This window comes from Okeania sp. SIO2C9 (assembly GCF_010672455.1).
Classification (GTDB): domain Bacteria; phylum Cyanobacteriota; class Cyanobacteriia; order Cyanobacteriales; family Microcoleaceae; genus Okeania.
This window is the reverse complement of sequence record NZ_JAAHGO010000059.1, coordinates 34,243-54,911: the sequence shown is the minus strand read 5'-3', so window position 1 is coordinate 54,911 and position 20,669 is coordinate 34,243. Positions and strand designations below refer to the sequence as shown.

The 20,669-nt window shown below is 37.9% G+C and carries 15 protein-coding genes; 10 read left to right on the top strand and 5 right to left on the bottom strand.

The features are described from left to right. Positions 1 to 8: 8 nt before the first annotated feature. Positions 9 to 146 (bottom strand): hypothetical protein, encoded by a 138-nt coding sequence (locus F6K23_RS30180; protein ID WP_293162752.1) that lies wholly within the window; start codon positions 144 to 146, stop codon positions 9 to 11. Between the two features lie 478 nt (positions 147 to 624). On the opposite strand from F6K23_RS30180, the gene F6K23_RS30175 reads away from it, so the two are divergent. The 10 genes from F6K23_RS30175 (at position 625) to F6K23_RS30130 (ending at position 15,893) form a co-directional block, all read left to right on the top strand. Continuing rightward, positions 625 to 6,033, top strand: coding sequence for an ATP-binding sensor histidine kinase (locus tag F6K23_RS30175; protein WP_293162750.1), 5,409 nt, complete (start codon positions 625 to 627; stop codon positions 6,031 to 6,033). A gap of 521 nt (positions 6,034 to 6,554) precedes the next feature. Continuing rightward, positions 6,555 to 8,021: a sensor histidine kinase gene (locus tag F6K23_RS30170; protein WP_293162748.1), complete on the top strand. Its 1,467-nt coding sequence runs from the start codon at positions 6,555 to 6,557 to the stop codon at positions 8,019 to 8,021. Positions 8,022 to 8,602: 581 nt separating this feature from the next. Then, positions 8,603 to 9,319 (top strand): hypothetical protein, encoded by a 717-nt coding sequence (locus F6K23_RS30165; RefSeq protein WP_293162745.1) that lies wholly within the window; start codon positions 8,603 to 8,605, stop codon positions 9,317 to 9,319. Beyond that, entirely contained in the window at positions 9,319 to 10,125 is an 807-nt protein-coding gene (locus F6K23_RS30160) for a DUF1822 family protein (RefSeq protein WP_293162743.1), read from the top strand. Before F6K23_RS30165 ends, F6K23_RS30160 begins: the two co-directional genes overlap by 1 nt. Before the next feature lie 49 nt (positions 10,126 to 10,174). Continuing rightward, positions 10,175 to 10,576: a papain fold toxin domain-containing protein gene (locus tag F6K23_RS30155; RefSeq protein ID WP_293162740.1), complete on the top strand. Its 402-nt coding sequence runs from the start codon at positions 10,175 to 10,177 to the stop codon at positions 10,574 to 10,576. A 25-nt stretch (positions 10,577 to 10,601) separates the two neighbouring features. After that, a complete protein-coding gene (locus F6K23_RS30150) occupies positions 10,602 to 10,964 on the top strand; it encodes a hypothetical protein (protein ID WP_293162737.1) in 363 nt (120 codons plus the stop codon). Between the two features lie 99 nt (positions 10,965 to 11,063). Then, complete coding sequence (locus tag F6K23_RS30145; RefSeq protein WP_293162734.1) at positions 11,064 to 11,381, top strand: hypothetical protein; 318 nt, start codon at positions 11,064 to 11,066, stop codon at positions 11,379 to 11,381. 38 nt (positions 11,382 to 11,419) lie between these two features. After that, the gene (locus tag F6K23_RS30140; RefSeq protein ID WP_293162731.1) at positions 11,420 to 11,671 is read left to right on the top strand and encodes a hypothetical protein; all 252 of its coding nucleotides are present in this window, start codon (positions 11,420 to 11,422) and stop codon (positions 11,669 to 11,671) included. 181 nt (positions 11,672 to 11,852) lie between these two features. Further along, complete coding sequence (locus F6K23_RS30135) at positions 11,853 to 12,086, top strand: hypothetical protein (RefSeq protein WP_293162728.1); 234 nt, start codon at positions 11,853 to 11,855, stop codon at positions 12,084 to 12,086. Between the two features lie 603 nt (positions 12,087 to 12,689). Next, a complete protein-coding gene (locus F6K23_RS30130; protein ID WP_293162725.1) occupies positions 12,690 to 15,893 on the top strand; it encodes a CHAT domain-containing protein in 3,204 nt (1,067 codons plus the stop codon). Positions 15,894 to 16,055: 162 nt separating this feature from the next. Here the strand turns inward: F6K23_RS30130 and F6K23_RS30125 are convergent, their stop codons facing one another. The 4 genes from F6K23_RS30125 to F6K23_RS30110 all read right to left on the bottom strand — a co-directional run. Next, complete coding sequence (locus tag F6K23_RS30125; RefSeq protein WP_293162722.1) at positions 16,056 to 16,709, bottom strand: DegT/DnrJ/EryC1/StrS family aminotransferase; 654 nt, start codon at positions 16,707 to 16,709, stop codon at positions 16,056 to 16,058. 134 nt (positions 16,710 to 16,843) lie between these two features. Further along, on the bottom strand, positions 16,844 to 17,947 hold the full coding sequence (locus tag F6K23_RS30120; RefSeq protein WP_293162719.1) for an FkbM family methyltransferase: 1,104 nt from the start codon (positions 17,945 to 17,947) through the stop codon (positions 16,844 to 16,846). Between the two features lie 37 nt (positions 17,948 to 17,984). Then, positions 17,985 to 19,952: a class I SAM-dependent methyltransferase gene (locus tag F6K23_RS30115; RefSeq protein WP_293162716.1), complete on the bottom strand. Its 1,968-nt coding sequence runs from the start codon at positions 19,950 to 19,952 to the stop codon at positions 17,985 to 17,987. Positions 19,953 to 19,992: 40 nt separating this feature from the next. Continuing rightward, the coding region (locus F6K23_RS30110; protein ID WP_293162713.1) for a class I SAM-dependent methyltransferase at positions 19,993 to 20,669 on the bottom strand (677 nt) is incomplete at its 5' end.

Genomic DNA, 20,669 nt, shown 5'->3' with positions numbered 1-20,669 from the left:
TTCCATCTTCAACCATTACCAAATATTTCTCTCACTCCCCATCTCCCCATCTCCCCATCTCCCCATCTTCCCATCTCCCCATCTCCCCATCTCCCCCTCTCCCCATCTCCCCATCTCCCCATCTCCCCATCTCCCCATCTCCCCATCTCCCCATCTCCCCATCTCCCCATCTAATTACACCGATGCTACCGGATTTGATATTAGGAGTTTCCTCTCTTGGTCAACATTCCCTTGCCTCTGGCACCGACGCGTGACCTGACTGCTTGCATCTGTCGCCGATGCGGGGTCGTACCGCTGTTCCCCGCTATATAATTGAAGTAGCAGTCAGCTATCAGCACTTCAGCAGTCAGCATTTTCCGGGTGTATAATGGGGGATTAAAACCCCCAGAAAAGGCGCACCACTAATTTTTTCAAATAAGCGTGGGGGACTTAAACCCTTGATTTTTTTTAGCGCTCCAGCTAAATGCTGGCAAGGGTCGCATTCCGGAACGGAAAAGCTGATAGCTAGTTAATTTCCTCCAATTACTTGACTATGCAGGACTAACCATGATTTTTTGTGGCAATTGAGATCTAAATTAGATAAAATAGTATTCATATATTTAGTCTAAATTCCTGGTGATAGTGATGCTCAACTTAGCTGGTTATCAAGAAGTCAATCAAATCTATGCCGGACAACGCACACTGGTCTATCGAGCAATTCAAGAAACTCCTCGGCAACCAGTGATCATCAAAGTCTTACGTAACCCTCATCCTAGCTTCAATGAATTGGTTCAATTCCGCAACCAATACACGATCGCTAGTCACCTGGAACATCCAGCTATTGTTCAATGCTTATCTTTAGAACCCTATACTAATGGTTATGCCTTGGTAATGGCCGACTCAGGATCGATTGCTCTGTCCGATCATTGGCCGACTCAAAGCCATTCCCTCAAGGAATTTCTCCACATAGCTATCCAACTAGCAGAAGCTCTCCAATATCTAACTCAACAACGTATTATCCACAAAGACATCAAACCCGCCAATATTCTCATCCACCCTGAAACTCATCTAGTCAAACTCATCGACTTCAGTATCTCCACTTTATTACCAAAAGAACAACAACAACTTATCAACCCCAATATTCTGGAAGGAACCCTGGCCTATATTTCCCCCGAACAAACTGGACGTATGAATCGAGGTATTGACTATCGCACCGACTTCTACTCTCTCGGTGTAACATTTTTTGAACTGCTAACCAGAAAATTACCGTTTGATACCCGCGACCCCATGGAACTTGTGCATTCTCATCTGGCAAAAATGCCGACTGTATTAGGGAATGGAGAAGAAATACCCCAAGTACTGTCAGATATTGTGATGAAGTTGATGGCAAAAAATGCCGAGGAGCGATATCAGAGTGCTTTTGGCTTGAAACACGATCTTGAGCAATGTCTACAGCAGTTAGAAACTACAGGAAAAATTACATCGTTTGAGCTGGGAGAAAGGGATGTGTGCGATCGCTTCCTGATTCCTGAAAAACTTTACGGACGGGAATCAGAAGTTCAAGTGTTACTAGATGGCTTTGAGCGCGTTGCTAATCCCCCCCAGACTCCCGTGAACAAGGAAGAATCTCCTCAAACCCCCCTTAGCAAGGGGGGAGTACAATCTCCTCCACCCCCCCTTAGCAAGGAGGAAGTACAATCCCCCCCAACCCTCCTTAGCAAGGGGGGAGTAGAAATGATACTTGTGGCAGGATTTTCAGGAATTGGGAAAACGGCAGTTGTCAATGAAGTTCACAAACCAATAGTTAAGCAACGAGGTTACTTTATCAAAGGTAAATTTGACCAATTTAATCGCAATATTCCCTTTTCTGCTTTCGTGCAAGCTTTCCGAAATTTGATGGGACAGTTACTAGGAGAGTCGGATACCGAGCTAGCGAACTGGAAAGCTAAAATTATCAAAGCACTAGGAGAAAACGGACAGATTATTATTGAAGTGATTCCAGAGCTGGAACGAATTATCGATTGCCAACCACCTGTTGCCCCCCTCTCTGGTAGCGCAGCACAAAATCGCTTCAATCTACTATTTGGCAAGTTCGTGCGGGTATTTACTACCAAAGAACATCCTCTAGTGATTTTTCTTGATGATTTACAGTGGGCAGACTCGGCATCGCTCAACTTAGTTAAATTGTTGATGGATGAATCACAAACAGGTTATCTATTAGTATTAGGAGCTTATCGCGATAACGAAGTTTTCCCAGCTCATCCATTGATGCTGACTTTAGATGAAATTAAAAAACAGGGCGCTAACATTAATACCATAACTCTAGCACCTCTGGAAGAATTAGATATTAATCGTTTGGTTGCTGATACGTTGTTGTGTTCTGTGGATATTGCTTTACCTTTATCTGAATTGGTGTATCATAATACCAAGGGCAATCCGTTTTTTACAACTCAATTTTTGAAAGGTTTATATGAGGATAACTGCATTACATTTGAGGCAGATGCAGGGTACTGGCAGTGTGACTTAGCAAAAACACAACAGTTGGCGCTGACGGACGATGTGGTAACATTTATGATAGAGCGATTGCGAAAATTACCGTCAGCAACCCAGGGAGTGTTGAAACTGGCAGCTTGTATTGGTAATCAATTCAACTTAGGAACGTTGGCGGTGGTATGCGAGGGTACTCAGGAGCGAGTGGCAACAAACTTGTGGCGAGGGTTGCAAGAAGGGTTTATTATTCCCGAAAGCCAGACCTATAAATTTTTCCAGGGAATGCAGAACGAAGAAAATGAGGTGGAAACAATTTCAGTGGGTTATCGTTTTTTGCACGACCGCGTTCAACAAGCCGCTTATTCATTGATTTCTGAAGAGAAAAAACAAGCGACTCATCTTGATATCGGTACTTTACTTCTGGAAAAATTATCAGCTACCGAACGGGAAGAGAGAATTTTTGAAATCGTTAACCATTTAGACCTGGGTCGGACATTAATTACCAAACCCTTACAACGAGAGGAGCTAGCAAAACTCAATTTATTGGCAGGGAGTAAAGCTAAAGCCTCCACAGCTTATGCTGGAGCTTTGAGTTATATCCAAGTGGGAATCGAACTTTTACCCGATGACTGCTGGCAACAACATTATCAACTCAGCTTTTCTCTATATAAAGAAAGAGCAGAAGTAGAGTACTTGAATGGCAACATCGAAACCGCTGAAATGTGGATCGAACTCATATTGAAAAATGCCTTAACTCCCATGGAAAAAGCAGAAGTATATAATATGTCAATTATTCAGTATACTCTGCAAGCGAAGTATCCAGAAGCTATTCAAGCAGGTCGCCGGGGTCTAGCATTAGTTGATGTTGACCTACCCGAAGAAAATTTTGAACAAGTAAGAGATGCAGAACTAGCGATCGCTACAGAAACTTTTAAAAATCTACCGTTTGTTTCCCTGACTGAATTACCTTTGATGACCCAAGCAGAACAAAAAATGGCAATCAAGCTTTTAATTACCTTGGGACCGCCAACTTATCGTTCTCATCAAAGATTATGGTCTGTTATTTGCGCCAAAGCAATTAATCTGTGCTTGAAATACGGAAATACACCAGAAGTTGGATATATTTATCCTGCTTTTGGCGGTTTGCGAGGATATGCTCTGAATAATTATAAAAATACCGATCAGTTGCTCAATGTTACTATCCAGTTAACTCAAACCTTTAATAACAAATCTGCTGAAAGTGTTGCTTATTTGATGATTGGTAGTTCTCTCAGACATTGGTCCCATCCTCTCAAAGTAGCAAGTGAAGATTATCTCTCATCTTATAGAGTCGGTTTAGAGTCGAGTAATTTGCAATATGCAGCTTATGCTTTTGGTCATAATATGTATTGCCGTTTTTATCAAAGTATTCCCCTAGAAAAACTACTTGCACAAATTAGCGAGTCATTAGCCTTCACTCAAAAATACAAAAATCAGTGGGCGATCGATCTTTTTATTGGCGGTGGGATGTTATTTTCGGAATTGATGGGAGTAAGAACTAATGTAGTCGAATCTGAATATTTAGAAAAATGTCGCCAGCATAAAAACTGGCAAGTAATTTGTATTTATAATATCTTGAAAACTCAACTTCTGTTCTTTTACGACCGACTGGATGAGGCGCTAGAGTGTTGCCAGGAAGCTGATGCAGAAATTATTAACGTTGCACCTCAAGGGTTACTTCCTTATACCCATCACTTATTTATTTATGCGCTGCTGATGGCATCACTCTATCCCAATGCAACAGAGATCCAAAAATTAGAATATGGGGAAAAAATTTCGACCTATCAAAAACAACTTGCTATTTGGGCACAAAATTGTCCGGACAATTTCCTGCATTTGTGTTGTTTGCTGGAAGCAGAAATTGCTCGAATTTCGGGAAAAACTTTAGAAGCAATAGAATTGTACGACCATACCATTGCCCTAGCTAAAGAAAACGAATATCTCCAAGAAGAAGCATTAGGGAACGAACTTGCAGCCAAATTTTACCTTAATTGGGGGAAAGAAAAAATTGCTGCTATCTATATGCAGGAAGCATACTACTGTTATGCTCGTTGGGGAGCTAAAGCTAAGACAGACCAACTAGAGCAAAAATATCCTCAACTGCTTGCTCCCATTCTTCAAGAAACTCAATCTCCCCTCAATTTCGACCAAACCCTCAACTCGATCCAAAGCCTTGATACTGGGAGTTCTTCTTCCTCTCCTTATATCCTCGATCTCGTCTCCATCATTAAAGTATCTCAAGCCATTTCTCAGGAAATAGAATTCAATACGTTGACATCTAAACTAATGAACATTGTCCTCGAAAATGCAGGAGCTGACAAAGGTGCATTAATTTTAAACAATACTGGTACTTGGGAAATTATTACCCAATGTGAGAAGAGCAGTTGTCACCTATTACCTGTGAATCTTGATGATGCCAACAGTCTTCCTCTCAGTATTATTAATACAGTCAAACGTACAAAAAAAATTCTCCTAATCAACGATATTAGTCAAAATACTACCTTTTCTGGGGATACTTACTTGATTCAAAACTATCCCAAAAGTCTCATCTGCACTCCCATTATCAACCAAGGTCAATTAATTGGCCTAATATATCTGGAAAACAACTTCACCGCAGAAGCATTCACCCCAAACCACATTGAAATTCTTAGGCTCCTGAGTGCTCAAGCTGCTATCTCCATCGAAAATGCTCAACTCTATAATACCCTCGAACAAAAAGTTCAAAAGCGCACTGCCGAACTATCTCAAGCTCTCGAAGACCTGAAAGCAACTCAAAAACAACTTGTAGAATCAGAAAAAATGGCTGCTTTAGGAGGGCTAGTTGCTGGAGTTGCCCATGAAATCAATACCCCAATTGGCACGAGTATCACTGTTGCTTCTACTCTAGCGGACGAAACCCAAAACTTTACCAAAGCTGTAGCTCAAGGACAACTGAAACGCTCTGTACTTAACAATTATCTAGAGTTAGCTGGAGAAAGTACCCAACTGATGTTGAGCAACTTGAGTCGAGCTGGAGAATTGATCCACAGCTTTAAACAAATAGCTGCGGACCAAAGCAACCTCGAACACCGATACTTTAACCTCAAAGAATACCTCAAAGAAATTGCTTTAAGTTTAGCTCCCCAATTTACAACATCTCATACCCTCACTGTAGAAGGGGACGAAACTATTAAAATTGATAGTTATCCAGGGGCCTTGGCTCAAATTATCACCAATTTAGTCACTAACTCCCTAGCTCATGGGTATCCTTCGGAAGCAGCAGGAAAGTTTACCTTGGGCATTCGCCAAGAAAGTGATAAAATAAAGCTTGAATATAGTGATGATGGTTGTGGTATTGAAAAGGAAAATTTAGGCAAGATTTTTGAGCCATTTTTCACCACTGCCAGGAGTAAGGGAGGAACAGGATTGGGATTACATATTGTCTATAATTTAGTAACCCAAAAGTTACAGGGAACAATAGCAGTTGATAGTCAGGTGGGTTTAGGCACAAAATTTTTCATAACTATTCCTTTTGCTCGGGAGTAGGGGAGTGGGGGAGTGGGGGAGTGGGGGAGATGGAATATTGAAGTAAGAAGTAATTATAGAATTATCAACATATATGTGTACATAAGGGAAGAGAATATTCCAGATTTCGGCGTTGCTGAATTGAAGTATGAATGCGCGATTGTTTGGTTCTGGTCAAGTCCCCGCGCATCCCCCGTTCAACAAAAAGCGCAGCAACATCTGGCTTCCCCCGATCCTGCGGGGGACGGGAGGGGTATCAAGGGGGACTTTTAGAGTTTTATTCCCCCCAATTTTGGGGGGCTAGGGGGGCAAAATCATACCCAGAAAGCAACGCCCAGATTTCAACCTTCTTGCTTTCCTACGGAATGCTTCGCAAACAGCTAGAGGTACTAATAACTAATAACTAATAGACATCTGGTAAAAATCAAAAATAGTATCAATTCTTATCCATAAATTATCAATTATTTCCCCCTGTTGCCTGTTGCCCCTTTTCTGGAGATGTCTAATAACTAATAACTGATAACTTATAACTGATAACTGAAATGACTACCCACGACGATAAAAAACAGAACAATAACAATACTACTCCTGTTCAGGATGAAGATGATGAGCAACTCTTGCTTGTAGAAGATGACGAATTAATTCTTCTAGAGGATGATGAAATTATTTCTTTAGTTGAAGAAGATGATGAAATTATTTCTTTAGTTGAAGAAGATGACAACCAACCTCTACAAATAAAGCCTTGGAAAATAATGATAGTGGATGATGACTTGGCCGTTCATCAAGCCACTAAATTAGCCTTGAAAAATTTCGTTTTTGATGGCAAACCTATCTTACTGCTGGAGGCATTTTCCGGTTTGGAGGCCAAACAGTTAATTTTAGAAAATCCCGATCTTGCCTTCATTTTGCTTGATGTAGTGATGGAAACCAATGATGCTGGTTTAAATGTGGTTCGCTATATTCGCGAAGAACTAAATAATAGACGTATCCAGATTATTTTGCGGACTGGTCAACCAGGGGAAGCACCAGAAGAGTATGTAATTCGCCACTATGAAATTAACGACTACAGAACGAAGGTTGAACTAACTAGACAACGATTAATTACTAGCACTATTTCTGCTTTACGAGCGTACCGGAATGTTATTGCCGTTGAAGAACAAACTAAAGAATTGACCAAAACTTTGAAAAGTTTGCAGCAAACTCAACTGCAACTCATTCAAACAGAAAAAATGTCTAGCTTGGGCAAAATGATCGCAGGAATTGCCCATGAAATCAATAATCCGATTACTTTTATTTCGGGTAATATCGATTATGCTCGTGAATATGTCCGCGATCTACTCGAACTTATCGACCTCTACCAACAAAATTTATCTCCTCCCGTTGCTGCAATAGAAGACAAACTCCAAGATTTAGACCTAGATTTTTTATGTCAAGACCTAGAAAAACTTTTCGACTCAATGGAAACAGGAAGCGATCGTATTAGCAAAATTGTTCTTGGTTTACGCAATTTCTCCCGCCTCGATGAAGCGCAGATGAAACAGGTAAATATCCATGAAGGATTAGAAAATACTTTACTGATTTTGCAACATCGCCTGATAGCTAATGGCTCTTATCCAGAAATTGCTATTGTTAAAAATTATGGAAAACTCCCTCTAGTAAATTGTTACGCCAATCAAATAAATCAAGTATTTCTGGAAATTTTCACCAATGCTATTGATGTTTTAACTACCTCGAAGGATGTGGGAAAAGATCCCACAATTTTCATCACTACTGAGATGAAAGACTCAGAAACTGTACGAGTTAGTATTGCTGACAATGGAATTGGGATGAGCGAAAATATTTGCCAAGGAGTTTTTGACCCCTTTTTCACTACCAAACCTGTGGGTGAAGGTACTGGACTGGGGTTATCAATAAGTTACCAAATTATTACAGAACAGCACAAAGGACAACTGCAATGTATTTCTCAACTAGGAAAAGGTACAGAATTTATCATAGATATTCCGATTTAAAAAGTTTTGAGCTAGAGCATGAAACGTTTTGTACACACAACTACTACATATAGTAGGGGCGAACGGCCGTTCGCCCCTACAGATCGTGTATAATTTAATATTTTGGGTAAGTCCTGATTTTTTCATAATTGCAAAATTATCCCCGCTTCAAATCGTTAAATAATTAAGAACAGATAATTTTTGGTTTTACATGGCTCAAAATTATCAACTTAACAATGAAACGAAAAAATGACTGTAATTATGAAAAAACTTCATGTAATTATTGTGGCTATTTCAGCAATTTTCTCTATCTGGAAAGGCATCGAATTTAGATTAAACTAACCCTCAATTTTTTCTGTAATTTTGAATAAAGTTCGTAGTAGGGCTTCAGCCCTATCTATAACTTCGGGCTAAAGCCCTACTACAAACAAAAACTTTTTTATCATTGATTATCAGGACATGATATAAGGGGTTTATTTTTTCAACCCTTATAAACATTTTTTTTGCACATATAAACAAAAAGGTGTTGGGTTTCGCTTGCTCAACCCAACTACATAGGAGCAAAAATAAACATGATTTATGGTATTTTTGGAGTTAGTTAAATGGTAAGGTCAAAATATGTCTCTGTAACTCAAATGTGTAATGACAAATCTAATAATGATTTGCTCCGAGAAGCGATAGAACATTTCTGTAAAGAAACTCCGGGAACTAGGGAATGGGATAGAGCTTTTTCTACGTTGTGGAGCCGAATTGTACAATACAAAATACTTGCGACATCCCGACATCCCAAGTATCCAGATTTATTACAAGAGATTCAGTTAGAATTTTCTCAAAGAATATGTAGTGAATTTGAACAAATTCAGGAAGGAAAAAAGTCTCTTGTGCATGGTCTGAGATTGTGGATTAATTGGTATGGGTTGCGTCTTAGATACAGAATTAAGAATTTGTATGGTGAAAAAGAGCCACCAGAAATTTCTCTTGATGCTCCAATTTCTGGCAGTAATAATTATTCAAATATACCAACTTTAGGAGACATTACTACTGATGATATTCCTGAGCCGATGGAAACTTTAATTCAAGAAGATTTTGAGGAAAAACTATCAGCAGCAATTCAAGGATTAGGTTGTCATCCAAAAGATTATCCTCAATGTACTTGTGGAGAAATTGCTAAACGGCGTTTGTTAAGAACTCCTCCGCAAAAATTTACAGAAATAGCAAAGGAATTAAATGTTCCTTATCAAACTCTAATGGCACAGAATCGTAGAAAATGTAAGCCACTTTTGAAGGAAATTTATAACGAACTTTTAGGAGGCGAATAATGACTACTACAGATTATCAAACTATGAATATTTCTATCCCTATAGAGGCTCATAATTATGCTCAAAAATTTGCAGCCCAACAACCTAATAAAGAAAAAAAGACTCAAGTTTATCTAAATACTTTGGTGGTTTATGCTGTAGATAATTTTCTCAAAATGTTTGATATTCAAACCGATTTAGAAGCTTCTGATTCTTGGAATCCGGTAATCCGTAATTATCATAATGTGGCTGATTTGGCTATTGTTAAAGTCGGTCAATTAGAATGTCGTTTCGTATTACCAGAACAGAATGAAATTGAGTTACCGCCAGAGGTACTTGAAGATAGAATTGGTTATGTTTTTGTTCGGTTAGAAGAGAGTTTACAATCTGGGGAAGTATTGGGTTTTTTGCCTATAGATGAACCAGACGAAATGCCGGAATCAGTGGAAATTGATGAGTTAGAACATATAGAAGTTTGGTTTGAATGTTTGCAACGTTTAGAATCAGCTAATAATGCTTTTTCTGCGGATGTCGGTACGGTTTTTGCTAGGGTTAAAGAACAATTAGAAATGGAAGATTTGACTAATATTATTGCTCAGTTGGAGTGGATTTATCGGACTAAAAAAAATTATGAGTTGCGAGCTGCTGCTACGAATTTGTTTGCGACATATTTGGGAAGTAGTAAACGAGAATTAGCAGATAACTTGATGGGAAATTTGAAAGAAGGGGATGATGAAAATGGGGATATTGAGTTGAGTGATTTAGCAGAAGATTTGATGGATAAATTAGTAGAAATTTGGCAAGGAGGAGATAGAGATTTAGATTAGATAATTGTAGGGACTTTCTATCGGAAGTTCCTACTTCTAGTTGTCTGTTATGGCAGTTGCTATTACTGTAATGAGTAACGAAATTTTATTTGATGATGAACTACGTCAGCAAATTTCAGAAATTGCTAGTCGTTTTCAGCTATTTGAATGTACAGCTTGTGCCTTGGCAATTAAAGATTTTTTAATTGCTAGAGGAATTTCTGGTAAGCAAGTTAAACTTTATACGGGGAAAGCTAAAGGAAAGTATGGTAATATCTACCATGATAGATTAGGGCTTAATATTGCTACAAATGGTCGCCATGAGGGAATAGTTGTGGAAATAAAAGGAGTAGAATTAATATTTGATAATATTGATAATCAAGGAGTTTCTAGACAAGTATGGTTGGGTAACTTGTATTGTGTAGCAATGGATTTAGGTGGTGAATTTGAAGTAACAGAAGTAGAATTTTAATTACATATTATTTTTGAGGTTAAATATGATTGGATTTTATGAATTAATTAGAAAAATTAGAAAAAGACCCGCTTTGTATTTGGGAAAACCATCAATTGACCATCTACAAGTTTTCCTTGATGGTTATACATTTGCAAGGCGAGAATTGGGTGTACCTCTGAGTCAAGAAGAGGAATATTTTGAGAAGTTTCAGGAATGGATAGAGTCAAAATATAATTTGCCAGATACTCAGTCGTGGATGAAAATTATTTTGTTTTATTCGGCAGATGAAAGGGATGCTTTAGAGCGTTTTTTTAATTTGTTTGAAGAGTTTATTGGAGAAAATGTAGATTTAGCTAAGTATGAGGGGACAATAAAACAAAGTCAGAAGTCAGAAGTTAGAAGTTAGAAAGTACGAAATTAAATTCTGGCTGTAACTAAAAATGTAGCAATTTACAGAAAAAAAATTTTAATCTTTCTATCGTTAATTTATTAAGAAGAGGTAAAAATGGATAGAGTTTACGATATTCTCCAAAAAATTAAACATAAGCCAAATGTTTATTTGGGCAGGCCGTCTATTATGTGTTTGCAAGCATTTTTATCGGGCTATAATGTAGCTCAATATGAGTCTGGCCAACCTCTAAATACGCCCTACTGTTTTGATGGTTTTCAAGAATGGATTCAAGCAAAATTTAAGGTTGATACCTCGAAATCATGGGCGAATATTATTTTGTTTTATTCTGAAGATGAACGGGATGCTTTGGAGAATTTTTTTGATTTATTTGAGGAATTTATTCAGGGCGATCGGCGGACAAAAAGAGAATAACTTTAACAACTAATAACTGATTGAGGAGGTAGCATAATGTGATTAGAGTTTATTTAGATACCAGTGTTTATAATCGTCCTTTTGATGACCAAACGCAGAAGAAAATAGCTTTAGAAACTGAGGCTGTTTTGTTGATTTTAGGGATGATTAATAATCGAGAGATTGAATTAGTTAACTCAGAACCGATAGAATATGAAAATCTATTTAATTCCGATATAACCAGACAAGAAAAAATTACCAACTTTTTGACTTTAGCAACCATTTATCAAAAAATGGAACAATTAGAATAAAAACGAGCTAAACAACTACAAAATCAAGGAATTAAATTACTTGATTCTTATCATGTGGCTTGTGCTGAAGCTTCACAAAGTGATTACTTTATAACTTGCGACCGAAGATTGATTAACCGCTGTCAAACCTTATCAACCATTAAAACTGTTAATCCTATTGATTTTATCACTGAGGTATCTTATGACAACCAGAACAACTAATGAAAAAGAAGTGATTAAAGAAGCACTTTTAATTCTTAAAGATCATTTAGAACCCTTAAAATTTTTCCAATTTGTTGCCGCTTGTAATTTAGGGGCAGGAGATTATCTTGAGTTCAAAGATAAGCTATTTCAAGATGAAACCCACGAAAGTTTGTATCAAAAAATTCTTGAATTTAGAAAAGCCAAAGAAAGTTTAACACAAGGAGATAATTAACTACTGATAACTGAAAAAGAAGTTATGAAAAAGTAGGTTGGTTTGAGTTGTCATTGCGAGGGGGGAATATTTGTTAATTCTGTTGTCAACAGTTAATACCCCCCGAAGCAATCTCTTAGAAGGGAGTTTTAGACCTTAGAGATTGCTTCACTGCCGCTCGCAATGACAAAAATGACAGTTGAGTTGTCATTGCGAGGGGGGAATATTTGATCTTAACTCTGTTGTCAACAGTTAATACCCCCCGAAGTAATCTCTTAAAAGCGAGTTTTAGACCCCAGAGATTGCTTTGCTGACGGACTGGTCCGCAAACGCTGTCGCTCGCAATGACAAAAATGACAGTTGAGTTGTCATTGCGAGGGGGGAATATTTGATCTTAACTCTGTTGTCAACAGTTAATACCCCCCGAAGCAATCTCTTAAAAGCGAGTTTTAGACCTTAGAGATTGCTTTGCTGCGGCTCGCAACGACAAAAATGACAGTAAGCGATCGCCTCTCTCTACTCCAGTCCCCCCCTTTCCAAGGTTGGTTAGGGGGGATAAAACTGCATAAACCTCAACCCCAAATACAGATAAATATATAGATATCAACTAACCAATAACAAAAAATGGACGAACAACGCATAGAAGCATACGCCAACCTCATCCAACAACTGCTAACCCCCCCCAACGAGGCAATTGAAATCCTCCAAGCTAACCGCGAGTTAGTAGATGAAGGGTTACTCCAAGCAATGGAACTTTATGGACAAAATGATCGAGACGCTGCTAATTTTTTACGCCATCTCAGGAGTCAGCTTGTGGAAGTGCTGGAAATCTCAGAATCTTCTCCCTCAACTAATTACTCATCAGAAGACTATTTGAACTTCCTGATGGAGACACTCAAAGCAACCGCCGATAGCAAAGGCGACCCCAATGTTATCTACCCACTCCTGCAAGCAAACCTAGACAAACTCCATAATAACTTTGCCGATATATTAGGAAACTGGGTAACTTCTAAACTCTCAGAAGTAGAAACAGACACAGCAGAATACATTGCTGAGACTATTTGGCATTTCAGCGCCCGCCTTAATGACTTCCCCCTCGGCAACAAAGCAAATAACATGGAAATCGTCATTGCTGGTTACGAAGCGGTGCTAAAAGTCTTTACCCGCGAGAGTAACCGGGAAAATTGGGCAGCTATTCAATACAATCTAGCCATTACCTACACTGACAGAATCAGAGGAGACAAAGCAGAAAATCTCGAAAATACTATTGCTGCATTTCATCTGGCATTGTCAGTTTACACCAAACAAGACTTCCCCATCAATTGGGCAACGACTCAATACAATCTAGCTACTGCTTACCTTGACAGAATCAGAGGAGACAAAGCAGAAAATCTCGAAAATGCTATTGCTGGATATCATCTGGCTTTGTCAGTTCGTACCAAACAAGACTTTCCCATCAATTGGGCAGCTATTCAATACAATTTAGCCATTGCCTACAGTACCAGAATCAGAGGAGACCGGGCAGAAAATCTCGAAAATGCTATTGCTGCATTTCATCTGGCATTGGAAGTTTACACCAAACAAGACTTCCCCATTAATTGGGCAACGACTCAATACAATCTAGCTACTGCTTACCTTTACAGAATCAGAGGAGACAAAGCAGAAAATCTGGAAAATACTATTGCTGGATATCATCTGGCATTGAAAGTTCGTACCAAACAAGACTTCCCCATGAATTGGGCAACGACTCAAAACAGTCTGGGGATTGCCTACAGTAACAGAATCAGAGGAGACCGGGCAGAAAATCTCGAAAATGCTATTGCTGCATTTCATCTGGCATTGAAAGTTCGTACCAAACAAGACTTGCCCATCAATTGGGCAACGACTCAAAACAATCTAGGTTTTGCCTACAGTGAAAGAATCAGAGGAGACCGGGCAGAAAATCTCGAAAATGCTATAGCTGCATATCTTCTGGCTTTAGAAGTTTACACCCCGGAAGCCGATCCAATTGAATGTCTCCGAACTTCTAACAACTTAGGGAGCCTCCATTTCAAGCAAGGTAACTGGCGACCTGCCATTGCTGCCTACGAAAAAGCCATAACCGCAGTCGAACTCAGTCGCAGTTGGTCAAAAGACGACGATCGCCGCCAAGAAATCGTCAGAGAATCTATAGATGTCTACCAACATATAGTACAAGCTTGCGTAAATAGCAATCAAATAGAAAAAGCCTTAGAATATTTAGAGCGGTCTCGCTCCAGACGGTTAGTAGATTTGATGGCAAGTAACGACCTCTACTCCCAAGGTGAAATACCTACGGAAGTTCAAGAATTGTTAGAAAAATACGATGCTATTCAACAGCAGATCGATCAACTTTGGCAACAACAACAAGGAGACAGTCACACAGAGGGAAAAGAATTAGCAGCAGCAACCAGGGGGCGAGCTGCCACAGAAGCTAGAAAGCAAAGCATTACCGAATTAGAAGCTCAAAAGCAGGAAGTCTATAAAAAAATCCGTAGTTTAGACCGAGTATTAGCAGAGGGGATAGAAGTTACTCCACTGGAATTTGAGAAAATCCAAGCATTGATACAGCAACCGACTACAGCAATATTGAGTTTTTATATGACCTTGGACAATACCTATTTATTTGTAGTGCAACAAAATGGGGTTAAAGTTCATATATACAGTGGGTTGGGGATTGAAAAACTGGACGATTGGATTGGGGAAAATTGGTTTGATTCTTACCTCTCGTCCTACCAGGAATGGCAACAACAGATGCCTGGATTTTTAGAAGAAGTTGCCAGTAAATTGAGATTGGGCGACTTATGCAAGTTTTACCTCAAAGACATTGAAGAATTGATATTAATTCCCCATCTATACCTACACTTTCTCCCCTGGAGCGCAATGCCAATAACAGAGTCGGGAGACAAGAAATATCTAGGTGACTATTTCCGTATCCGCACCCTTGCCAGTTGCCAAATTCTAGACTTTTGTACCCAACGCCCAGAAGTAACAGCAGCAGAGTATGGCATCGTGGAAGACACCCGCAACGACTTACCCTGTGCCAGCTATGAAGCGCAACATATAGCAAAAATGTATGGAGTGCCAGACAACCAACGGCTCCGGGGTAAAGCTGCTACCGTTGACAGCTACAAATTATTATTATCTCAGGTAAAACGGTTATTGTCAACCCATCACGCCCAATCTCGCATAGACAACTGTATGGAATCAGCATTACTTTTAGGCGGCAATGAGAGAATTACCTTGGGGCAACTATTATCTCCTGCATTCCGTTTCCCAGACTTAGACGAGGTATTCATCGACTGTTGTGAGACCAACTTTGGTCTAGTGCCAATCTCCGATGATGTATTGACATTGAATACAGGATTTTTGTGTGCAGGTGCCAGGGGTGTGATTAGCAGTTTGTGGTCAGTGGATGATTTAGGAACTTGTTTGTTTTCGATATTTTATCACCAGTTGCGCAAAGAGGGAAAAAATCGTTCGGAAGCATTGCAACTAGCACAACGACAGTTACGGGAGTTGACAGGGAAAGAGCTGAAAAAGCAGTATAAAAAGGAATTAGAGGAAGCGTTAGGGGAGAAGTTGGAGGCGGCATACAAGCAACTTCAGGAAATAGAAGTCAGACGTAATAGTTATGCCAAAGATGCGGCGGAGTATCAGGAGTTAGAGGAGGAGCGGGTGAAACTTAGCAATATTTATCAGCGTGTTTATCAGACGAAGAATGAGTATCTGAAAGCAGCGTGTAAAAAGGAATATCCGTTTGAGCATCCGGTGTATTGGAGTGCGTTTATTTGTGCGGGGTTGAGTTGAGTCAGTTATCCGCAGTGCGAGCATCTTGCTCGCCAGTGCAATAAGTGCGAGCATCTTGCTCGCCAGTTGTAGAGTGTGTTAATGAAATGTAACGCACCGCCTATTCCATATATTTCGTGCGTTACGCTGACCCTAACACACCCTACAAATTTTACTATAGAGTTACTTCAAATATCGAACTAAAGCTTCCCCCACTCGTTGAGCATCAGTATCCGTCATCCCAGAAGTCAGAGGCGGACAAATATGATTCGGACACCAACGTTCAGCACGAGGAAAACTCTCTCCTTCACAAATACCTGCAAAAACTGGTTGTTTGTGACAGGGTATTTCATATACTGTTCCTCCTAAAAATATCTCTTCTTCTGTCATTGCTGTTTTGACTTCTTTGGCATTTTTTCCTTCTGGCAAATGAACAATCAATTTGTAATTACTAGCGATATCCATTTTTTCTGTAGATACAAACGATAGACCAGCTTCTTTGAGAGGTGCGTTCAAGAATTTAGAATTTAGAATGCGCGAATTTAGAATTACCTCTCCTTGAAAAGAAGAGGATTGATTCAAAGGACAATTTTTATTTATTATCCCCTTAAAAGGGGAGACTTTAAACCACAATTTTTCGGTAATTAATTCATAAGCTCGCTCACGTTTTTTCAACATCTCTGGCAATTTTGCTAAATGAATTCGACCAAGCAGAGCATTCATTTCTGTAATTCGCATACTATTACCAAAGTCCGTGTGTAAACCACCAAAGTCCATACCTCGCTTGCCTTGGTTTCTCAGAGAACGTGCGATATAGTCTTCCTCTTCATTAGACATCTCCAGAAAATAAATCTTTTAATTAGAGCAGGCTAAGGATACAAAAAATTCCAAGCTGTTAATTACCCTTTTTTCGTCTTTAGTGCAGCAAAGCCGTTTCAGGAATAAAATTTTTCTTCTTTGATCTGAAAAACTTAGTTTTTAAACTTGCTAAAAAACTTATATATTAATCCTTTACATTGATTCAGATATTGAGAGTTAATGAACAGTAAATTATATTGCATTAAACGTTCAAAATCTCTAGTGACTGGAATAAAATTATTAAAAATAAGTTCATTAATTATCTGATCTGCTAGTGGTGAATTATTCCAGTATTGATGTTCTTCAACTTCTACCAAAATTAATGAGGTTTGAGCCAGGCAATTTTTAGCACCTTCAATAACTTGTAATGCTGCTCCCTCAACATCAATCCATAATGCTAAATTTTTATTTTTATCTAATTCAATGTTATTATTCAGGCAAAAATCATCAAGTCTAGTACAATTTACTCTTGTACTTTGATATTGACAATCTTTTGTTTCTCTAGTCATCAATGAAGCATTTCCTATGTTTTTAGAAAGTTGATTTCCATTAATTTCTGTTGGAATATAAAAATCAGCCACTCCATTATAATTACTCACTGCTAGATATCTGTAATCAATAGATAGTTGCTTAAACTCTTCCCTATCTTTAAAAGTTTCATAATTGTTAATATTACCTTCAAAAGCATAACACTTTACTGTCGGAACAGCTTTTTTAAAAGTAATACTCGCGCTACCATCACGAGAGCCAATATCAAAAAAATTATCTGGTTTTAAAAGTTTTGCAATATCTAGAAAAAGTTCTACAAGTATCTTATTTGATAAAACCCTATTCTGTTTATTTGAAATATCAAAATGAACAGATAATTGACTTAATGATGTATTGACGATTTGAGATAAAATCCACCTTAATTGTTCTATTTCTGCTTTAAGACTAATGTTGGCTTGATATATTTCCTGAATTTGCTTTTCGTAAGTTTCGCTCAGATTACTGTAAGTATTAAATTGATTATTTTCTAGTTGATTTTTGAGGAAATCAGCTTTCTGATAAACTTGCTCTGCTTCCTGTATTTGACCTTTTATTTTTAGAGCATCTCCTAACTTATAATAAGCCCAGTGAAAGTTTGGATTTAATTGAATAGACGCCTGGTAAGCTTGAATAGCTTGATCTAATTTACCTTGACGTAAATATTCATTTCCTATTTTTATATAACTCATTGAATTTAAATATTTTATCTAATCTCAGAAATTTATTTTATGATTCACTAAGGTCATGGCTAATTATTTCAAAGATATTTTCATATGGCTCTCTTTTAAATAACGTACTCTGCAATTCAACAAAATCAGCATACTCTAACTGACTAATCATTTTCAAGCTGTTCCATTGAGGCTGAAAATCTTTCCTCCATTTCTGCCATACTACTGTTTGTCCATGATCTGGGAAAGTGGCGAAACTATACTGAGGAAAAAAATCATGTATGGCAGGAACTATTTTAAATACATCACCCATCCAAGCACCGCTTTTTTCCCCAGAAAAATTCTGTATTTGTCGGCAACGCTGTAGTGATGATTGTGCTTGAGCATAACTTCTCGGACAAGTATCATCAATTAACCATATAGTTTTTGAATGTGCCACAGCAAGGGAAGCACAAAAGTCTCGAAAAGTTTGTTCAAAAGTATGCAGACCATCTAAGTAAATTAAATCGAATGATTCAAATTTCTGGGCATAACTTTTGAAAAATTCATCACTGGAAACTTCGAGAAAAACTACTTTATCGTTAGCATATTTTTTCGTATTTAATCTGAATTGCGGATCGACTGCTACTTTATTCTTTATGTTGATAGCGTTGAAAGTTAGACCTTTGGATACTCCTATTTCTAGATACCTGGATGATTGATTAATACTAGCAAATTTGTTGAGGCGATCGCTTCGACTTTTAGGTGGTTTACTTTCAGAAACTTTAGATATTGAATTTTCTTGAAGTTTTATCCGAATTTGGGAATACTTTTTTATAACACTTCTACGGTAGGCAGGAGAGTGATTTGGCAGAAAACTGTAGGCTTGCTTTATGTAGGTCATAACATAGTTTTTTTCTTCAGCCAAGAACTTATTTTCATCCCAGTTTGTGAGAGATGTAAAATTATTTTTTCTGAGTGATTCAGCAATTTTTTCTGGATGTTTATTGATTGTTAGTGGCTTATTTATATATTTTTTCCAGTGACATAAACATAGGATATCTTGAACATTTCCAGCAATAATATAATTGCGACATTTGCTATTTATGTGTGGATAAAAAGACCTGTTCTCTTCTCTTCGAGGAAGACAAGCAATTTCTGCTTCTAGATAATTAATTAATTCGAGAATATATATAGCACTTCCTTCGCTAAATATAATTTTTTTTGCATTTATTATGCAAGCAAGTTGTTCTAATATATCGTAATTTTCTGGTTTTAAATAAATATAATCCTCCTCAACCAATAAGGTTTCAAAATATTTCTCACCTGCGATATTTCCATTAAAACGAATATGATTTCTGCCCAAAAAAAGCTTTTCTGGTTTATCTTTTTTCTGATTATCTGTTAACTGCAAAATTCTCTGTTGTAGCTTTTCTAAATGGGGGCGATACCATTTTTTAGCTCCTAATGCTAACTCACTACCAGGTTCTGGGATAATCAGATTTTCAAATAAACAATCATTTGTTACCCAAATACATTTAGCTAGAGGTATTTCTAGTATATCCAAAACTTGAATAAACCATTTAGGAGGAGTATATTTATGAGGTTTGCTATTTCGTCGTAGTGATACAGCAAAAACAACACCATCATGTAAATTGTTATCGAATGCCCAAAGACGATGAATACTTTCAGTTAAGGCGTGTCCAAAGTGAGGATGAAAAGGACCTGCATAAATATATGTACCATTATAAGTTTTTGAAGTATCAATGTGGCGATCGCTACAGTTGTTGGTATCAACATTTTTGTGTTTATCCACTTGTACCAGTTGGTCTATGTAAACGACTCCTACAGTTGAGTTACTACCACGTCTATGACGGAATATTTCTGGCATATTATGAGGAAAAATAACACCGCCAAACCAGTTAATATATTGTTTCTGAATTTCTATAGGTTTAACAATGGCATTTTGTATTTTGAATAATCGATTTTGTGGATCGGAATTGCACTTTTCTAATAGTTGGTCAGTCTGTCCTAAATGTAAATTCATTTTATCTAATTACTACTATTTTTTCATGATCATAAGTTTATTATGATTCACTAAGGTCATGGCTAATTATTTCAAAGATATTTTCATATGGCTCTCTTTTAAATAACGTACTCTGCAATTCAACAAAATCAGCATACTCTAACTGACTAATCATTTTCAAGCTGTTCCATTGAGGCTGAAAATCTTTCCTCCATTTCTGCCATACTACTGTTTGTCCATGATCTGGGAAAGTGGCGAAACTATACTGAGGAAAAAAATCATGTATGGCAGGAACTATTTTAAATACATCACCCATCCAAGCACCGCTTTTTTCCCCAGAAAAATTCTGTATTTGTCGGCAACGCTGTAGTGATGATTGTGCTTGAGCATAACTTCTCGGACAAGTATCATCAATTAACCATATAGTTTTTGAATGTGCCACAGCAAGGGAAGCACAAAAGTCTCGAAAAGTTTGTTCAAAAGTATGCAGACCATCTAAGTAAATTAAATCGAATGATTCAAATTTCTGGGCATAACTTTTGAAAAATTCATCACTGGAAACTTCGAGAAAAACTACTTTATCGTTAGCATATTTTTTCGTATTTAATCTGAATTGCGGATCGACTGCTACTTTATTCTTTATGTTGATAGCGTTGAAAGTTAGACCTTTGGATACTCCTATTTCTAGATACCTGGATGATTGATTAATACTAGCAAATTTGTTGAGGCGATCGCTTC

Bases quoted from the DNA above. Each gene is read 5' to 3' on its own strand.
- F6K23_RS30180 (WP_293162752.1), bottom strand. From the start codon at position 146: ATGGGGAGATGGGGAGATGGGGAGATGGGGAGATGGGGAGATGGGGAG.
- F6K23_RS30175 (WP_293162750.1), top strand. From the start codon at position 625: ATGCTCAACTTAGCTGGTTATCAAGAAGTCAATCAAATCTATGCCGGA.
- F6K23_RS30170 (WP_293162748.1), top strand. From the start codon at position 6,555: ATGACTACCCACGACGATAAAAAACAGAACAATAACAATACTACTCCT.
- F6K23_RS30165 (WP_293162745.1), top strand. From the start codon at position 8,603: ATGGTAAGGTCAAAATATGTCTCTGTAACTCAAATGTGTAATGACAAA.
- F6K23_RS30160 (WP_293162743.1), top strand. From the start codon at position 9,319: ATGACTACTACAGATTATCAAACTATGAATATTTCTATCCCTATAGAG.
- F6K23_RS30155 (WP_293162740.1), top strand. From the start codon at position 10,175: ATGGCAGTTGCTATTACTGTAATGAGTAACGAAATTTTATTTGATGAT.
- F6K23_RS30150 (WP_293162737.1), top strand. From the start codon at position 10,602: ATGATTGGATTTTATGAATTAATTAGAAAAATTAGAAAAAGACCCGCT.
- F6K23_RS30145 (WP_293162734.1), top strand. From the start codon at position 11,064: ATGGATAGAGTTTACGATATTCTCCAAAAAATTAAACATAAGCCAAAT.
- F6K23_RS30135 (WP_293162728.1), top strand. From the start codon at position 11,853: ATGACAACCAGAACAACTAATGAAAAAGAAGTGATTAAAGAAGCACTT.
- F6K23_RS30130 (WP_293162725.1), top strand. From the start codon at position 12,690: ATGGACGAACAACGCATAGAAGCATACGCCAACCTCATCCAACAACTG.
- F6K23_RS30125 (WP_293162722.1), bottom strand. From the start codon at position 16,709: ATGTCTAATGAAGAGGAAGACTATATCGCACGTTCTCTGAGAAACCAA.
- F6K23_RS30120 (WP_293162719.1), bottom strand. From the start codon at position 17,947: ATGAGTTATATAAAAATAGGAAATGAATATTTACGTCAAGGTAAATTA.
- F6K23_RS30115 (WP_293162716.1), bottom strand. From the start codon at position 19,952: ATGAATTTACATTTAGGACAGACTGACCAACTATTAGAAAAGTGCAAT.